General features: G+C 35.7%; 17 protein-coding genes. 2 read left to right on the top strand and 15 right to left on the bottom strand.

The window, feature by feature from the left end:
- From DBX25_RS14565 to radC, 7 genes are all read right to left on the bottom strand, one after another.
- The coding region (locus DBX25_RS14565; protein WP_240620329.1) for a recombinase family protein at positions 1-518 on the bottom strand (518 nt) is incomplete at its 3' end.
- Between the two features lie 258 nt (positions 519-776).
- Positions 777-2,606, bottom strand: a complete 1,830-nt coding sequence (locus DBX25_RS14560; RefSeq protein ID WP_108671542.1) for a DNA primase family protein — start codon at positions 2,604-2,606, stop codon at positions 777-779.
- Positions 2,606-3,115, bottom strand: coding sequence for a hypothetical protein (locus tag DBX25_RS14555; protein WP_108671541.1), 510 nt, complete (start codon positions 3,113-3,115; stop codon positions 2,606-2,608). Before DBX25_RS14555 ends, DBX25_RS14560 begins: the two co-directional genes overlap by 1 nt.
- Before the next feature lie 131 nt (positions 3,116-3,246).
- Positions 3,247-3,981 carry a hypothetical protein gene (locus tag DBX25_RS14550; RefSeq protein ID WP_108671540.1) on the bottom strand — a complete coding sequence of 245 codons (735 nt, stop codon included), beginning with the start codon at positions 3,979-3,981 and terminating at the stop codon, positions 3,247-3,249.
- Positions 3,982-4,055: 74 nt separating this feature from the next.
- Positions 4,056-4,292, bottom strand: a complete 237-nt coding sequence (locus DBX25_RS14545) for a hypothetical protein (protein ID WP_108671539.1) — start codon at positions 4,290-4,292, stop codon at positions 4,056-4,058.
- The gene (locus DBX25_RS14540; protein ID WP_108671538.1) at positions 4,289-4,612 is read right to left on the bottom strand and encodes a hypothetical protein; all 324 of its coding nucleotides are present in this window, start codon (positions 4,610-4,612) and stop codon (positions 4,289-4,291) included. The genes DBX25_RS14545 and DBX25_RS14540 overlap by 4 nt, the downstream gene beginning before the upstream one ends.
- 13 nt (positions 4,613-4,625) lie before the next feature.
- Positions 4,626-5,078 carry a RadC family protein gene (gene radC / locus DBX25_RS14535; RefSeq protein WP_062686774.1) on the bottom strand — a complete coding sequence of 151 codons (453 nt, stop codon included), beginning with the start codon at positions 5,076-5,078 and terminating at the stop codon, positions 4,626-4,628.
- Positions 5,079-5,297: 219 nt separating this feature from the next.
- Between radC and DBX25_RS14530 the strand changes: the two genes are divergently transcribed.
- On the top strand, positions 5,298-6,233 hold the full coding sequence (locus DBX25_RS14530; protein WP_205685243.1) for a COG2958 family protein: 936 nt from the start codon (positions 5,298-5,300) through the stop codon (positions 6,231-6,233).
- Positions 6,234-6,344: 111 nt separating this feature from the next.
- Here the strand turns inward: DBX25_RS14530 and DBX25_RS14525 are convergent, their stop codons facing one another.
- From DBX25_RS14525 to DBX25_RS14495, 7 genes are all read right to left on the bottom strand, one after another.
- Positions 6,345-8,102 (bottom strand): restriction endonuclease FokI recognition domain-containing protein, encoded by a 1,758-nt coding sequence (locus tag DBX25_RS14525; protein ID WP_108671537.1) that lies wholly within the window; start codon positions 8,100-8,102, stop codon positions 6,345-6,347.
- Positions 8,103-8,171: 69 nt separating this feature from the next.
- Complete coding sequence (locus DBX25_RS20940) at positions 8,172-10,253, bottom strand: Dam family site-specific DNA-(adenine-N6)-methyltransferase (RefSeq protein ID WP_062686776.1); 2,082 nt, start codon at positions 10,251-10,253, stop codon at positions 8,172-8,174.
- A gap of 587 nt (positions 10,254-10,840) precedes the next feature.
- Positions 10,841-12,517, bottom strand: coding sequence for a DUF2325 domain-containing protein (locus DBX25_RS14515; RefSeq protein ID WP_157950982.1), 1,677 nt, complete (start codon positions 12,515-12,517; stop codon positions 10,841-10,843).
- Positions 12,510-12,857 (bottom strand): hypothetical protein, encoded by a 348-nt coding sequence (locus tag DBX25_RS14510; protein WP_108671535.1) that lies wholly within the window; start codon positions 12,855-12,857, stop codon positions 12,510-12,512. Before DBX25_RS14510 ends, DBX25_RS14515 begins: the two co-directional genes overlap by 8 nt.
- Before the next feature lie 21 nt (positions 12,858-12,878).
- Positions 12,879-13,382, bottom strand: a complete 504-nt coding sequence (locus DBX25_RS14505) for a hypothetical protein (RefSeq protein ID WP_108671534.1) — start codon at positions 13,380-13,382, stop codon at positions 12,879-12,881.
- A 205-nt stretch (positions 13,383-13,587) separates the two neighbouring features.
- Positions 13,588-14,145, bottom strand: a complete 558-nt coding sequence (locus tag DBX25_RS14500) for a hypothetical protein (RefSeq protein ID WP_108671533.1) — start codon at positions 14,143-14,145, stop codon at positions 13,588-13,590.
- Positions 14,146-14,485: 340 nt separating this feature from the next.
- Entirely contained in the window at positions 14,486-14,761 is a 276-nt protein-coding gene (locus DBX25_RS14495; RefSeq protein ID WP_108671532.1) for a hypothetical protein, read from the bottom strand.
- Positions 14,762-14,918: 157 nt separating this feature from the next.
- Here DBX25_RS14495 and DBX25_RS14490 point away from each other — a divergent pair, with 157 nt between their 5' ends.
- Complete coding sequence (locus tag DBX25_RS14490) at positions 14,919-16,898, top strand: alpha/beta hydrolase family protein (RefSeq protein WP_108671531.1); 1,980 nt, start codon at positions 14,919-14,921, stop codon at positions 16,896-16,898.
- 414 nt (positions 16,899-17,312) lie between these two features.
- On the opposite strand, the gene DBX25_RS14485 is transcribed toward DBX25_RS14490, so the two are convergent.
- Positions 17,313-17,453, bottom strand: a complete 141-nt coding sequence (locus tag DBX25_RS14485; RefSeq protein ID WP_108671530.1) for a lmo0937 family membrane protein — start codon at positions 17,451-17,453, stop codon at positions 17,313-17,315.
- Positions 17,454-17,491: the final 38 nt, after the last annotated feature.

The raw sequence follows: 17,491 nt of genomic DNA, 5'->3' as shown, positions 1-17,491 counted from the left end.
GCATCAAGTTCACCCCCTTTCCTGTTTTCATCTTCAATTAACCAACGTGCTACCAGTGACAGTGGAATCCCTTGCATGGCCGCTAACCTTAAATGTCTAGTATTGAGTAATTTGCACATGTACTCAAACACTCTCAATCCTTCTCCTGTGGAAGTGTCGAAAGGTTCCGTTACTGAACAAATTTCCACACCATATCTTGCAAGCTCTCTTTCTATTTGTTGAAGTTCTTCCCCATCAGGAGAAAGCGTAAATATATCCCAAACAAGGACTGCTCCGAACAAACCTTCAGCAGCATCCTTCAACATTTGCTGCAATACTTTTCTTCTTTTCTCATGAGATTCCAAGCTTGGTTCCCAGTAGACTCTACTGACTTGATATCCAACCCGCTCACACTTGTCTTTTAAGACCTGGACGTCTCGATGAATTCTGTAACCCTCGGGTTGGGTCCACGATGTATTTCTTGTGTAAATTACTATCTTGTCTTGGTTCTGCTGTGCAGTTCCTTCTCTACTTATCATTGGAATCTCCTCCTTTGGGGTGTTTTGTAAGGTATTCTGAGACCATTTCTGCTAACATGTCTAAAAGATTTTGATATTCGTGGATAGAACCTTCTTTTTCGTTCATGGCAAGCTCTCCTCGTCGTAGTAATAATATATATTTCATTTCTTTGTAAGAAAGTGGGGGGAAGGGGTGGTTAGCTAAAACAAAACTTTTTTATGGGTTCTAAGCTTTTGGTATTGAGCAGTTTTTTGCTTTTCACACACCCCCTCCCCCCCTTAGAACTGAATAATATCGCCAGCAAGAGTCGGGAACTGTAAATCTTCCAAATCTATCAGCTTTATTCCGTCATAGTAGACTGTTCCTTTGACTTTCTTCTTTACAATCGGAATATTTTCACTATCTAAAATCACTCTGAAATAGCGCCAAAATACTTGACGTGATTTCGTTCCTTTGTCGTCAATCCCCTGAACATTTAGCCATTGACTATACATATTGTAGAAGTCTGACTGTTTAGTGCGATAACCAGCCTCTTGGACCACATGAGAGTGAAAAAAATCTCTCACTGGATTTTGCTCATCATAGTAAGCATTTTCGGTTTCTTCAATTGCTTTACAAGCACTGAACTGATAGTTATTGCTTCTCAACCGCTTCAATCCTAATATCGCCCAATTAAGAATTCCAGGCAGTTCCTTAAGCAGTTCGTCTTTTAAATCTACGTTTCGTTCTTCTTTCTTAAAGGTTCTTGAAAAAGGTACGATAATAAGTTTTCGGAAATAGCCTTCTGTAACGTCTGATGAGTCAGGAAGGTTGTTGACTAGAAACACCAAACGGCAGTATGGGCGATAACTAATCGCAGGACGATACTTAATGTTAATAGTGATGTTATCTCCACTAACAATCGCCTTGAAGTTTTCGGTCTTAAGTGCCTTTCCACCCATTTCGTTCTCAGCAGAAATGTTAAGTGACTTACCAATCATACTTTCCATACCGAATTGGTCATTGAACTTGGATAGAGGTACGCTGCTGACGTTTTCGGGTCCAACTAATTCAGTTACAATGGAAGCCAGTACACTTTTTCCATTGGCTCCACTACCATAGTAATAGACTGCTTTTTCTGCTTTTGTTTCTCCAGTCAGCCAGTATCCAATCAACTCTTGATGTACAGCGATTAGTTCATGATTGTTGAGTGTAATATCACGCATGAAGTCATCGAACTTAGGTGCTGTTGCATTCGCATCATAAGGAATTGGAATTTGAACTGTAGAAAGGTACATCGGCGAATGTTCATGTAGCCTGAACGTAGACAGATTCAACATTCCGTTCTTTAAGTTGATAAAGTTGCGTCCTATGTTCATCTCTTCAACAATAGGTGCTTCACGTTGGAGAGCGCGAATAATCTCAGTTTCATATGTGCTTTTCCAACTGTTCCATCTACCCTCATGCATCACTGCCCTGATTATTTTTCCGAGATTCACTTCAGATAGTTCTTCATATACACCCATTGTGTTGTATAGAAATAGTCTTCCGTCTTTTGTTGAACGCACATGGCAACGCTTGAGGAAATGCCTTGCAAAAACGTTGGCGTTGAAGTGGTATCGTTTCTTTTTGTCATCGTAAAGAAACCCTCTTTCTTCCGCCTTTCCAACCTTCAGAACTTGTCCTAGTTCCAAAAGCAACGCTTCCGGAACCAGTGAGTCAGTAATCAATTCAGCAAACTTGAATCGTTCTAAAGACTTGTGTTTAGGCATATCGTGGACATGTTCCATTAAAGCAGAGAAGAAAGATTCTTCCTCTCCAACCGCCTCCATGCTAATAGCAGTTACCAATAAGGATTGTTTTTCTGGAACATCAATCTCCTGAACCAAAACTCTAAGCGTCTCCGAAGATTCAAGCAATCTTAGTTTGCTGATTTGATGCTTTGATAAATAGTTGTGAGCTTCATTTTTATCTAGACGAACATTCTCATTTTCACTTACTTTTACCTGTGCTACATCAAATCGCTCGTTTGCTTGATTAGTGTGGGGTTGAGAAGCACTTGACTCCTCACTATTTGTATTAGGATTACTTTTGTGAATCACCGGTCGCCTAACCTTTTTCAATGCCATTACGCTACCTCCACAAACAGTTCAAATGAACTGCAATTAAAAATCTCAATGGGCTCGTTTTCCCTTGCGCCAAAACATTTTGAGTTAAACTCAGGGAAGAAGTTTATTAAGTCATTAGATACAGATTTCACTGATTCTTCAGGGTCATCCATGTAACAACCATCTTGAATTACAATACCTCGGATTCCGGTATGGTCTAGAAACTGAGCAAACTCTAGTTGCAAACCAGCGTATTGACCTCTAGTCATTACCATCTGAAAACCCTTAGGGTAGAAATCAATCTTTAAAAATGCTTCATCAATGTAGATTCGATTCGCAAGCACTTTCTGAGCTGAAAGGTCTTTTACTAATCGTTTTACAACTCTTTGCATTCCATCAGGAGAAGTCCCTTCAGGAATTGGAACCTGAGCTGCTAGACGATAGATTGCGTTGACACCGTCATAGTGGTCGTTCCTTGCCGCAGTTAAGGATGAAATTGCAATTTGATAATTGTCTTTTCTTAGAATCATAATCTATACCTCCGTTGTTGTTTTGGTTTACGATTCTCATTGTATTTGGGAATTAATGAATCATCACGGAAAGATTTTAGAGGAAATGCTCAAAAAAATATTCCTTGACATAACAAAAACCTTCTGAGCCATTAACGCCCAGAAGGTTTTTGTTGTTTTTGTTCTATTAGCTCTTGTATCTCTTGTTGAATAGATGGAGGAAGTTCAAGGAAATCTGCCGTAGTATACATCTTCTTTTTATTTAAGTGTGGATAAGAATTTACTACTTCAAGAAAGCATTCTTGGAATAGTAACTGCTGTTCTGCTTGCTGTCTATACACAGCACTTAATGTCCTTAAATCATTCATATATTGTTTCTGAAATTCTAGTTTTGACTTTAGGCTGCTCAGGTCATCAAATAGAGAAAAATCATTCTTAACAATACGCATCACCTCATTAATATTTTTCTCGCTCTCCAAGTAATAGTCATCGCTCATTTGGTCTTGCAGCCAGTCTCCAAATAACTTATTGTCTTCTTCTGTCAACTTTTGGCTTTCAATCTCTGCTAAAATCTCAATTAAGGTTGTCAGAGCTTTTTCATCTGTTTCTTGCTGTAATGTCTTTCCCTTAACCAGTTTTTTATTTAACAGGTCTAATGCTTCTTCATTTTTTGGATTTTCTAACATATTTCTAATCAACTTAACATAGGCATCTAGTTGCTCTATCGGAGCTTCAAACCTCTTAGTCTGATGTCCCAACATTTTACGGACTTTATTTATATGACTTCCAATTCTTTTTCTATTGGATTCAAACACACTGGAGTTAGTATCTTCATCTCCATAAACTTCTTTCGTTAGGTCTGTTATGTTAAAAGTATTCTTAGACACCTTAAAATCCGCCTTTCATTAAATCATTCTAAAAAAAAACCGGAAATGAGAATCCGATTTTCATCTTGTACTCCTTATCTTACACTATTACATTTTATATCAATATCTCCTTCTAAGTAATCCACAAACCACCAATCTTCAAATCCTATTTTTCGTTGATAGATATTTTCGCTTTCAAGACAAATCTTTATTTCGATTTCTTCCCCATTATCTTTGCCTGTAAAATATACAAAAGACCAATCTTCCATATCGAAGGTTACACACTGATATGAGCGTTCTTCTAATTCAGTAATATACGCTGTATATATCATTTCTCAATATCCTTTTCTTGCAGTAATACTTCTTCATAAATTTTCTCGTCATTCTTCAGACAAACTAAATAGAGTGGTTGATTCGTATCAGCATTAGATGCTACACAAACCAACCACTCATGTTCTGCATTATTGTAAACACAAGAATGTACCATTACTATTTCCGGAGTAATGGTAAGCAATTCTTCTGTCACAAGTTTTTCATCAAGTTCCTCTTTATACAAAAGAACTGACTCCTCTCCAACTTGTTCTTCATCAACATCAATTCCAAATTGTAAAGACATAAAGATAGCGAAATGTTCGGCGTTATAGTAACACATTACCCTTCCCCCCTTATATGTATCCTTTTTCTTTCAAGGATGTATACTTTCCCTCTCCAATAATAAGATGGTCCAACAGCTCAATACCCATCAGCTTACCTGCTTCAGCAAGACGTTTTGTAACATCAATGTCTTCTCTTGATGGAGTGGTTTCTCCAGAAGGGTGATTATGGGCTACCATGATGCTCGCTGCAGATGACAAGATAGCCGATTTCATAACTTCACGAGGACTAACGATGCTGGCATTTAAGCTACCAATATGGCAGACATTTATAGATACAGGTTGGTTCTTGGTGTCTAAGTTTACAACAATGAAGTGCTCTCGGTCTTTGTCCTCCAGGAAGGTTTTGAGTAAGTCATAGGCATCCTGAGGTGAACGGATACTTCTTTTCTTATAAAGAATACTAGACTCTCTAACCAATTTAACAGTTACAATATTAACTCTCTTTGCAGGTGAATTTTTCATCTATCATTACTCTCCTCTAATTAAAATTAAAGAGTATGCTCTCATGTTTTATAGTAGACACGAGAGCATACTCTTCTTTACTCAAATAAATAATATATACTTATAATCCCTTTCTTTACAGCCACCCATTAATCGATGAATGAGTACGTGTAAAAAATAGAATCTTACGTTATAATGGTAAAAAATACTAAACGTTTTATGTAAATGGTGGTGATAGCAATGGCTAAAAATATTTCATTTTTAGAATTAGCTCGAAAAATACTATTAGAGACAAAGAGACCGATGACTGTTGAAGAGATATGGGACTATTCTATAAATACAGGCTACTATGAATTAGTAAACACTAAAGGAAAAACCCCCTGGAGAACGATGGGAGCACAAATTTATGTTAGTATAAGGGATAAAAAAGACTCATATTTTATTAAAATAGATTCAAAACCAAAAAAGTTCTTTTTAAAAGAATTATCAAATACAAACTATGAAATAAATCAAATAATTAAAGATGAAGAAACAGAGGTTGAGGAACCGAAAAACTTCTCTTTTAACGAAAGAGAACTACACCCTTTTATTACATATTACGCAAATACTTTTATGAATGTTTATACCAAAACTATCTTTCATGAAAAATCAAGCAAAAAGACGTATGCCCAATGGCTTCATCCTGACCTAGTTGGTGTATATTTTCCAATAGATGATTGGGATTCTGAAGTCTTAGATTTTGGAATGATTTTAGGCAGTCAGTTGATAAAAATTTATTCTTTTGAGGTTAAGAAGGAGCTAACTTTTTCTAATCTAAGAGAATCCTTTTTTCAAGCTGTATCTAATTCTTCATGGGCAAATGAAGGTTATTTAGTTGCTGCTAAGATATCACAAGATGATGAATTTATTACAGAATTAAAAAGACTATCTGCTTCCTTTGGAATAGGTATTATTAAATTAGATATTGAAGACCCGGATGCATCTGACGTAATGTTTCCTGCGAAATTTAGAAGTAATCTTGACTGGGACACTGTAAATAAAATCTCCAATCAAAATCCAGATTTTCGCGCATTCTTAAGAAGAGTGAAAAATGACTTATCAAATAAGGAAATCATTAAAGCGATGTACGATAAAGTCTTTGATTCTGATAGGCTAGTAAATATGTTAAAACCTTAATAGTCCTTTTTTATTTTATGTACTAATTTCCTTTATTCAGGGAATAGAGTAAAAAGAAGGGCTCCTCTTTTATATAAGGAGCCCCACCATAACTATATTATCAAACAAATTTTAGAAAATAATTTCATCATTATTGAATTTGTCACCAACATCTTCTAATGTTAAACTACCATCTTTAATTTTTTCCCCTCCCAATAATAGTTGCTCTACGCTTAGGACTGCACCTTTACGCTTTGTAAGATTACTTACACGAGCTAATTGTTTTTTATAGTCACCTTTAAAAAAACCACTTACGAATAAGAATTTAAAGTCCAAGATAGAATTAGGATACACTTTCCACCATTCGTTAGGATTAATAATAGCATTTCTATTATTATTTTCATCGACATAACGCTGCATTTCATCTGCCTGGGAGATTGGTAAACTATAACCATCTTTGTAAGCTTTGGTATCTAAAATTATTCCATAATCTGTTTTTAAACCATTGGTATATAGTGCGCCATCTGGTTTTCGACTCCCCCCTAGGTGCTTTCCATTATAATCATAACCTTCTTTCAAAAACTCAACTACTTTAAATTCGAACAAACGATTTTGCTTTGAATCCTGTGCAATTTCTATTAGTTCAATATATTCATGCGGTACGTGTTTTAACTTATGACGCAAATCGGATTTCTTCTTCTCCATTTCCCCCTTTACTAATGGTTCTGTTACGCCAAATTCAGGAATTTCGAATGGTTTAATTGTATCTTTAAAATGATAACCTTTATTCGTCACATTGATAAAAATTCCAGAGTTAATTAAACCTTTTACATCATTCTCAATTGTTTCTTCCAATTCTTCAAAGCCCAAAGCTTTTAATTTCACTTGAAGTTGAACAGTATTTAGAGCAGTGTTACTTCTCATTAACAAGTAAAGTGTATAAGCCCGTCTTGTTCTTACATACACTCTATCGTTAATGTTGGTAGCGAACATCTCCCAGTATACACGCTTTGGTACTCGTACATGTTTACTGGCACCTTTTGCTCTCCTTAACACATCAAGACCATCTTTTGTAATTTTAAAAGCATGAGATATATACTCATTTCGAGTAGAACCACCTACCGTTGGTACAACAAAATTTTTACGACCTTGTGCAACAAGCCCCATCTTTACAAGCCAGCCTGAAATCATCCGTGCATATTTATCCGCAGAACCTTCCCAATCAGAACGAATAGAATTCTTAATTGTTGGTGGTGATGAAGGTGCATTTGCTAACGCATCTAAAAATAAGTTTTGTGGTAATGAAGTAAAACCACTCTCTCCACTAAAGCCTAACTGTTTACCTAGGTCGAATTTTGTTAAATGCTCACCATTTTCAAGTAATGTCAATATTCGAATTGCTGGTGGATATGATGACAATGCTTCAATAAGTATGATTTTTTCATTTAGTGAATCATCTGTAGAACGAGAATATTCCAATCCAATATCAGTTAGGTAAAATGAGTCCTTATCTGAGTTATACTCAAGAAACCCCAATGCATGTGCCCAACGAACGAATCCATCAGAAGACCAATTATCAATGTATCCTTTTTTATTACCTTGGTCTTGAATCGCTGCTTGAATAATGGCATCACAAGGCGCTTGAGCTCTAACTGAAGTACCTGTACCAACTAACTCTTTATATGAGTAATAATTTTCTAATCGATTCATAGCAGCTATTAAAGTAGTTCTTACATCTTTATCTTTCACTAGATTTGGAATCTTTATATCCCTAACCTCTTTATATACTTTTGAGTTTTCATCGAATACTTGGACTGTTCGTTTTAGGTTCTCGAATTTACCTGGATTCTGTATCCAACCAAATGTACGAACCACTCGTTTTGTTGCCATCTAAATCACCTCGGTTTTTTTATAACTAAATTTTAACATATTCAGAAATAAAAAACCGATTGACTTAGGTCAATCGGAATAGTTCGTTATAAGCACTTCTTCACTTTCCCCTCGAGTTGTATTATGACTAGAATTGGCGTAATCATGGTGTAGGTAATTAATATGGTATTTCTTTGCCCATTCCAATAAAATGTGGTTTGTTTGTCCTTTGTGTTTAAGCACGTTTGATAAGGCAAATCGAACTCCGCTAGCATTTAAAGTATCTAGTATCTGTAAAAGTTTATACTCTTGGTCTTCATTCCAGTCTTTAAAACCTCGATTCCCATCGTTATAAGAGCCAGTAGTAATTAAGTAAGGCGGGTCACAATACACAAAGTCACCCTTACTTAGGTCCTTATAATTAAATAAATCAAACTCTTTTGTTGAGAATTCAATGTTTTTACTATGCAGCGCTTCAACAAATTTTATTAATTTAATCTCCAGAGCAGGAGAGAACTGACTACGATTACGTCCAAACGGATTGTTATATTCCTGATTGTTATTAAATCTAAATTGGTAATTAAATGAATAGCATATTAATGTATACAAGTCTAAGGGCTGCTTTGTTAAATTATAGTACTCTCTAAACTTTTTAAATCCTTCTTCATTTTCTTTTGAGAGATTATACTCCTTTATCCTATTGTGTATATGTTCTAAAACCTCTTCAACACTAAGACTTGCCATCTCTTTGAGGACGCCAATTACAAATGTATTAATATCATTTGCAATAATCCTGTTTGCATTGACATTAATAGCAACATTAAGACCTCCTGCGAATAAGTCAACGAAAGTGTTTATATCCTCAGGGAATAAAGGTATTATTTGCTTTAAAAGCTTGTACTTCCCACCAATATAATTTAGAGGACTTTTAATATATTCCTGTGCATGGTATTTACCCACTCTAATTGGAGGTCTTTTCAAAGTTGCGACATTATGTGTTGACCCAGTCTCAACTTTTATTCCATTTATGCTAAATAAATCTACCTTTTGGTATGATAAATCCTTCTTCTTTGAATTATTGTCTTCAAAGGCAACATCTTCAATTTCATCAGATAGTTCAATACTTCTATTCCCTTTTACTAAAGGAATATCTTTCTGGATATAGAAAAGTAATTCATTAAGATTAGATTCCTCTTGTTTATGTTTACTCTTGTATTTACGGTATGGTATTCTGGCTAAGTTAAAGGTGTCAGCTATACCATGTTTCTTTAGTACTTGTTCAATTTCATCAACCGTCATTAGACCTTCAGTACTGTAACTGACAATAATGTGTCGAAATTTTGCTTTTTCTATAAGGTCACTAAATACATTTAAGACGTCTCTCTTAGAACAGTATGCTGACTTGGTGTTTTGGTAAGGGCGCAAACCTGTTTTCCCGTATATTTCAGGATAATCGTAACGCGCTATTGTTTCAAGCAAATGGTAATTCGAGATATATTGCCTACTATTGTAAGGAGTGTCTATATATAGTACATCTCCACGCACCCGTTCTATTACTTGGTTTGCATCTTCATTAAAACTTTTATTTGTATAATAATTGTCTTTAACTTCAATTCTTTGTAGCTTTAGCTTGCTTAAGGCTCTTTTATCCCAGTGCTTCAAGTAAGCTCCATAAGTCCCAGAGATGTTCGAGATATATGGTATTGCCTCAATAAGTGTTGCTAATATATAAGCAAATTCTTTCTTGTTAATTAAGTTATTTTCTTTCCATTTATTAATTTGTTGCCTGATAAAGTCAATTCGGCTTGCATTCTCAACAGAAAAATACATTCGTTCACAACCATTATATGGTGAATAATTATGTGTTATAAAATAATCCGGTTTGATAATAATTTCTGCTGTTTCTAAAAATCCTAATGGGTCAGAAATCCCTCTTTGTTTTAATTTCGTGAACCTAGGAACATGGTTATTTTCAATACGTGCTTTCTGTAGAATATACGAGAAATATAAACTATCATTAGAATAAATGCAGTAATCTTTTTTAAAATATTCAGCTACAGTACCTGTTCCAGAAAACATGTCCATAAATACAGTAGGTGAATCTGTAATATTTTCATTAATAAACCCTTCTATGTTTGATAATAAATTTACCTTACTACCTATAAACCTCATTTTTTCACATCCTATAACATCCTTATTACATTTTGCTTTATTACTAAAAAAAATGCAAGGAATTTCTTTAAAGTTATATTAGAAAAATAAAAATAAGGGTTATTATAGAGTACAGGACCCTATAATAACCCTTTCAGATATTACAATATAATATTAATAACAAAAAACCTCATCTACTTATGGTACGGTTCTCCTTTATTAATTCTAAACTACAGAATTATTATCTGTCTGATTACTAATATAAAAATCTTACCCTTCCAAAATCTCATTCATCAAAAGAGGGTTTCCTCTAGAGATACCCACTTTCACTTACCTTAAAATCCGAGAGTAAAAATCTTTCTTTTCTACACGTTCTTTTTTCAATTTGTACTGCATTGGTAAATCCGAAACAGATTTCAATATACTATGTAAACTGATTCACTAAATCCCTCTTTTCAAAACAGTCTCAAAAATATTTCAGTTGTTGATTAACCTACAATAAAACTAATTAGTACACTTTAGAACCACGAAGTAGCATTTTAATTTTGTTTGCCTTATGGTTCTCCCTCCAGGACTTTTCCCCCCGTTCAAAAACAAGCTCCCATGACTTAGTTTCCCTTATCTCCCTCCTCTAACAATTCCTTTGCCACCTTCGTGAGGATGGTAGGAATATTCGTAAAGGCTGTAAAGTAAATTCTTTTACCTTCTAATATCGCATACTCTTTCGCCTCCCACATCGCTCGGTGGGAAATGTAGCGAGTTAGTGTGATGATGATATCTGCATTCTTCAATAATTCATAGAATTGTGGATCCAAATTTCTTGCATCATGGGTATATATCGTATACTCCTTTTCTTCTCTGCTCTGTTTACTTCGATAACCCCCAAGAATGAGGATTTTCTTTCCCATGAATATTTCATAGATGGACCGTACCTCTTCATCCTCCGATTGCTCTTCGGTTAAGACCACCTTTTGGACTTGCTCTTCTTCCTGTTTTATTGGAGTCAGTTTTGTCAGCTCTGTTTTTAATTCCTCGATGAGACCCTTTAGCTGTTGGATTTTTAAGATATCACTTTTGTTGCGAACTTCATTGGATAGGGTAAAAGAGGAAGCTTCCTGTTCACTGATTCGTGAATAAGCTTGCCCTAGTTTTTCGGTGAGACGACCATTTTCTTGCTGCAGGGTACGAATGCGTTGCTGCTGTTGTTCCATGCGATCTTGTAATTTTATGATCTCGTCTGACCTTTCATTTGAAAAGTACGAATCGTGGACATGATGGAAGGACTTTAATTCTTCTGGCATCGGTAAGTATCTAAAAATAAACTCCGCTCGGTTTGGTCCAAGTAATAGACTATCCTGTTTCATGTTCCATCCAAACAAGGTGATAAATAAGTAATGGTGAATCGCTAGTTGATTCGCTTTTACCCAAAATGTCCGCTTTTCTTGTTCATTTAAATCCAACCCTTTGGCAAGTAGTAAAAGCCTCTCTTTTGAAAGGTCTACTGGAATAGCTGTCACAAACTCTGGTAAGACTTTTGCAAGTTCTCTTTTCGTTAATTCTTGTAAAAAGACTTCCCACTTTCTTGCTGCTACATAGGAATACGCGTTCCAAAATGCTTCTTCATGTTCGTGAAAGAAATCCTCATGCCCCATGGCAGATATAATAAAGCTTTGCATCTCTCCTTGATTGCTCATCGTTCCAAGCAGAAGTAATTCTCCCACATCACGATCCGCTATTATTTGGTTGCTCGTCGCATCCTTCATGATGAGTTTTTCTTTTTGGAGCACGTGTTTACAATCCCCACAAACCAAGCTGTCACCTATGACTTTGATGATGATATCTTCTTTATGCTGGTGGAGCTTATTCAGATCTATTTTTATCGATGAATGAATATTGTCGCGTACGATTTTTTCGCAGGTTGGACAATAGACTTCTGTGTGAACAGAAACTTGCATGATTGGATCTTCAACATCTTGCTGAGATATCGGATTTACAAGGGGAATCGTTGTGACATACACCTTTTGTGCACCAGGATTAGCTGGATTGGTGAGCCTATATTGGTCCAAATGCTCCAAAGTTTTAGAAACAAAATCTTGTGTTAGCTCTTCCACATACTCATCATCGATAACGGTATCTGGAAAGAAAAACTTCATCTCCGCATTGCCAGTTATTACTTCTCCAGCAATTTCAAACGAAGTGGTGATATTTAAATAATCCGTACCCACCTTACATTGGACCGGATACTGACAAGCTGACTGCAATTCTTCGCCCATTCTCTTAGCCAATTTGGATACAACAGCTCGAAACCGCCGTTCTAACCGGTTTTTGGCATGTTGTTGTGTACTGCCGACTTTTTTTTGAAAAGGCATCTACGGTATCGTGGTCGGAAAGCGCCATCCCATACACATGATGATCCCCTTTTTTTACACTCCATTGATTTTGATAAAACACTTCAATAGTATCGAGATAGAAGTGTCCCTTTCTTTGAAGGGAGTACACTTGTGAAGCTCTCAGTTTTTCATTTTTGTGCGTAAAATACACATAGGCCTTTGTATAAAAGGAATGATGGTTATCGAAGAAATGCAAGATGGATTTTGCATCGGGCTTTACTTGAGAAATGAGCATGTAAGCTTTCTCCTTTTAAGGTTATTTCATAAACCTAGTAAGGTATTGTTTCATGGATGCATTCAACATTTCTACATCATCTTGAAATTGAATGGAGGAATCTGATACATCTATGAGGGCAGTTTGGATATGCAGCTGCGAATTTTCATACTTCAATAAATAGCCCACCGAACTGTCTTCATAAATCTCCAAACGAACGGCTGGTTGAAAACCTTCTGGAATCTCCTCATCTTCGAAATATTCTTCCACCTCATCTTCTTTGATGTAATGGTACGTCTCTCCATCGATGCAAGTTAAAGCATTGTCCATAGCACTTGAAGAAAAATTCACATACAGATACTTTCCCTCCTCGATCACGTCTCGAAATAAGTCATGCTCGTCTTTTGCTTTTAAATCCTTTTCTTCATACCGATGTGCCGTCTTCGTGCTAAAAACGTTTGGAGTCATAAGAAGTTTTCCTTTGGCGATCGAATGTTTTAAGAATTCCTTCAGATTAAAATGGTTTAAGTCTATTTGAATGTTCATGTTTCCTATTCACTCCAGTTATGAGATTTCCTATGATTTAGCTTGCCCGTTTCCTTTCAAAACATAAAAAAACAGGAATAGTTATCCCTGTTTGGTTGCCATTCAATGAAAGAATATTGGGTATTCTCCTAAGTCTGGAATGCACATTTGAAAAAAGCATAATATGTAAAACCGTTGATATTTTCTGGTTGGTTCATTCTTGACCCTAACCCTGTGTATCTTTGTTGTTAATAGTTTGTTTTTTAGGAAAAATGGTATAGCTAAAGCTCCAAATAAAATCTATTAAAAGTAGGAATGACCATAGTTTCATAACATTTTTTAATTCCTCTGTACGAGTAGAATCCCCTACAAACCAAATCATACCTAATAAAAGTGCATTTCCAATTACATAGCCTAATAAGTGACGAAACCAAGCATTTCTTTCCTGTTTCGCATGAATAGGACCGTGAGTGATTTTTTTGGCAGGTTTATTTCCGTTAGAAAAACGATACGCAAATCGCTCATCAGCCCACTCTATCATCCTCTTTCCAAAAGCAATCGTCATTCCAATATAATATGCTGCTAATCCGTGAAAAAAAGTGGCTTCTTGCCCATTCTTCAAATCCATTATCGTTGCCAAAATTAAAACAAGATCAATGACTGGCGTACACAGGATTAAAATCATTCCGGTTTTTTTCCATTTCAAAATATATCTTGATACTAATCCCAAAACAATAAATATCCAAAAACCTATTTCACAAGCGATAATCAACCAAGCTATCATATCTTTTACTCCTACAGATTAGATTTACAAAATCGACACAGTATAAATACGTTTTTCATCAGTTAATCCAGGTGGAGCTCAGTCCAAGTTCTTACCATTTATCTACATTAAAATCCATTTCAAGTAATTATTCTATTAAATGTCAAAATTCCCTTTAACGACTTATCAGAACATTTTTTTTATAATACTTACATACTAAAATTACATAGAAAAAAACAGCAATATACTATTAGACAATTATAAAGTCCAAATATTTTTACCTGAACAAAAAAACCTAGCTAATATCCCAAAGAATCTTGAGAAAATTAGCTAGGTTACATTTAAATCTATTAAAGCTAGTTTACTGATGTTCATTCTTGTTATAGTAATGAACACTATACATAGCTCCTTCATCTACCATTTTGTTGTCCTCTATATCATGAGGATCTGGATGGCCACCCTTTTGTATCAACTGCTGTGTTGTTACAGGTCCATCATTCTTTCGGAAGTATTTATTCTTTAAGGTAGTAAACAATGCAAACGTTTTATCTCGATTTGTTTTTCTTGAAAGATAAGAAACTCCTGCAATTCCTACTCCTAGAGCGACAATCGGTGTAAGGTTTTTATTAATATTCATTCTCATCTCCTCCTTTTATCTTTTCTCCTTATATACCCGTATTTTCAGAATAAAACACCTATTTGTGAAAAATTTATAAGGTATTTTTTCCCTAAATACAGAGGATTTTTATTTCTATTCTCGAAATATATATGTAATACAATGAGGAGGTACAAATATGAAAACACCCATGACTGCTGAAGATTTATTAACAATGAAGTCAATCACTGACCCACAAATTTCTCCTGATGGAACAAAAGTAGCTTATGTCCAGACGGAGATGAATTCTGAAGAAAATAAGTATGTATCAAATATTCATGTTCTCTTCCTGCAAAGCGGTGAGTGTGTTACTTGGACACACGGAAAAGATAGAAATACTTCTCCTCGATGGTCACCAGACGGAAAATCTTTAGCTTTTATTAGTAATCGTGCTGGAAAGAATCAAATCTATCTCAGTGCTACACTTGGCGGAGAACCAGAAAAAGTGACGGATTTCAATAGAGGTGCATCATCAATCGTTTGGTCACCATGTTCCAAAAAGATTCTTACCTCCACATCAGTAAAAGTAGATGAATCCTTGCTTGAAAAGGAAAACGAGAAAGAAAAGCAAAATCCGAAAGCAGATCATTTTAAAGCTATGCGTTATAAATCCGACGCTTCAGGCTATATGAGTGATACCTATTCACAGCTTGTACTATTGAATGTTGAAACGAAAGAGGTAGAAAGAATAACAAATGATGCTTATCATTATTCCCCTTCCTCCTTCAGTCCAGATGGACAGAAAATTTCTTTTACGGCAAGTCTTGAAAATGAACCAGATTTTAATCTTCACCACCATGTTTATGTAATGGATTTACAAAGTAAAGAAACGAAGAAAATCGTGGACACCCACGGATATTATTCCCAACCATCTTGGTCGCCGGATGGGCAATATTTAGCTTATGTAGGGCATGGTTTACAATATTTCAATGCCACTCTTTCAAAGCTGTGGATCTATCATTTTGACACAGGTACCTCAACTTGCCTAACAGGTGCTTGGGATCTTAGTATTGGAGATTATACCATTGGGGATTTCCAAATAGGTGCTTCTGCTCCAGGTTACGTATGGAGTAAGGATAGCCTTGGTCTTTACTTCCTTGCAACCGAAAAAGGTTCAACAAGCTTGCATTATTCTGACTTGAAAAGCAAAATCACACCCATTTTTGCAGATGGGAGACATGTTTATGGGTACTGTATCCATGAGGAATCTCATAAGGCAATTCTTAGTATCAGTTCATCCTCCGAACCTGGTGACCTATACACTTTGGATTTAAAAACCGATGCTTTAAAACAAGTTACATCAGTAAACGAAAAAGTCATTCAAAGTAAAACCATAACCCCTGCTGAGGAGTTTACTTTTACTACCTCGGATGGGTTTGACATTCAAGGTTGGTTAATCAAGCCAGCCGATTTTGTGGAAGGAAAAACCTACCCTGTTGTTCTAGAAATTCACGGTGGACCTCATATGATGTATGGCAATACATACTATCATGAGTTCCAAACATTAGCAGGTCAAGGCTTTGTTGTGGTGTATTCTAATCCTCGTGGTAGCCTAGGATATGGTCAGGAATTTGTGAATGCAGTACGAGGCGATTATGGTGGAAATGACTTTAAGGATTTAATGGAAGCCATTGATATTGCAATTGAAAGATATCCATTTATTGATAAAGATAAGCAATTCGTAACGGGTGGGAGTTATGGTGGATTTATGACCAATTGGATCGTTGGTCATACAAACCGTTTCAAGGCTGCAGTATCACAACGATGTATCAGTAATTGGATTAGCTTTTATGGAGTGAGTGATATCGGTTATTATTTTACCGAATGGCAAATTGATGGAACAATCTTTGATGATGTTGAAAAGCTTTGGCATCATTCTCCATTAAAATATGCAAAAAATGTACAAACCCCATTATTATTATTACATGGTGAAAAGGATTATCGTTGTCCTCTTGAACAAGCTGAACAATTTTACATAGCTTTAAAAAGGCAAAAGAAAGAAGTAGAGCTTGTCACTTTCCCTAATGAAAATCATGAAGTATCACGAAGTGGAAAACCGTGGATGAAAATTGGCCATATTGAACATATCAAGGATTGGTTTGTAAATCACTTAGATTGATTAGAATGACTGATTCAATCAAATTTGATATCAACCTTCTTTTTGAAAGGCTGTATTTCGTATACTGCTGCTTTATCTGTTTCATTATTGTTACAGTTCTGAGTTGATTGTAGCGGAGGGCACTCTCCTCCTCGAAAATGCATACGCATTTCCTTCGTGCAGTTTTAATTAGAGGAGCTTTTTCAATGTCGTGCGAGAAAATAGAGTGAAGCGGGAGACCCCACAGGCGGTACGCCGAGGAGGTCCCACCCTTACCGCGGAAAGCAAGTGCCTCTCGCTGTAATCAACGGACCAACTTTCGAATCCAAAAACAACATTTTCTGTGAGTGAAATGTACCTTTTGAAAAAACATAAGGATGGCTCAAGTTTAACTTCAATCTGCGAGAAGTTAAACATTTGAGACATCCTTTTCTTTTATCGTCTTCGTTTAATAAAATTCATAATAAACAAAATGACAGCTATGATTAAGACAATGTGAATGAGGCCACCTGCAACTTTAAATACAAGGCCAAGGATCCAAATGACAATTAAGATTCCTATTAAGGTCCAAAGCATAAGCTTTTATCCTCCTTTTATCTTGTTTGTCATTAATA

Origin of the sequence: Peribacillus acanthi (assembly GCF_003073175.1) — a bacterium.
In the GTDB taxonomy this organism is placed as follows: Bacteria; Bacillota; Bacilli; order Bacillales; family DSM-1321; genus Bacillus_BN; species Bacillus_BN acanthi.
This window is presented reverse-complemented; position numbering and strand designations above follow the sequence as displayed.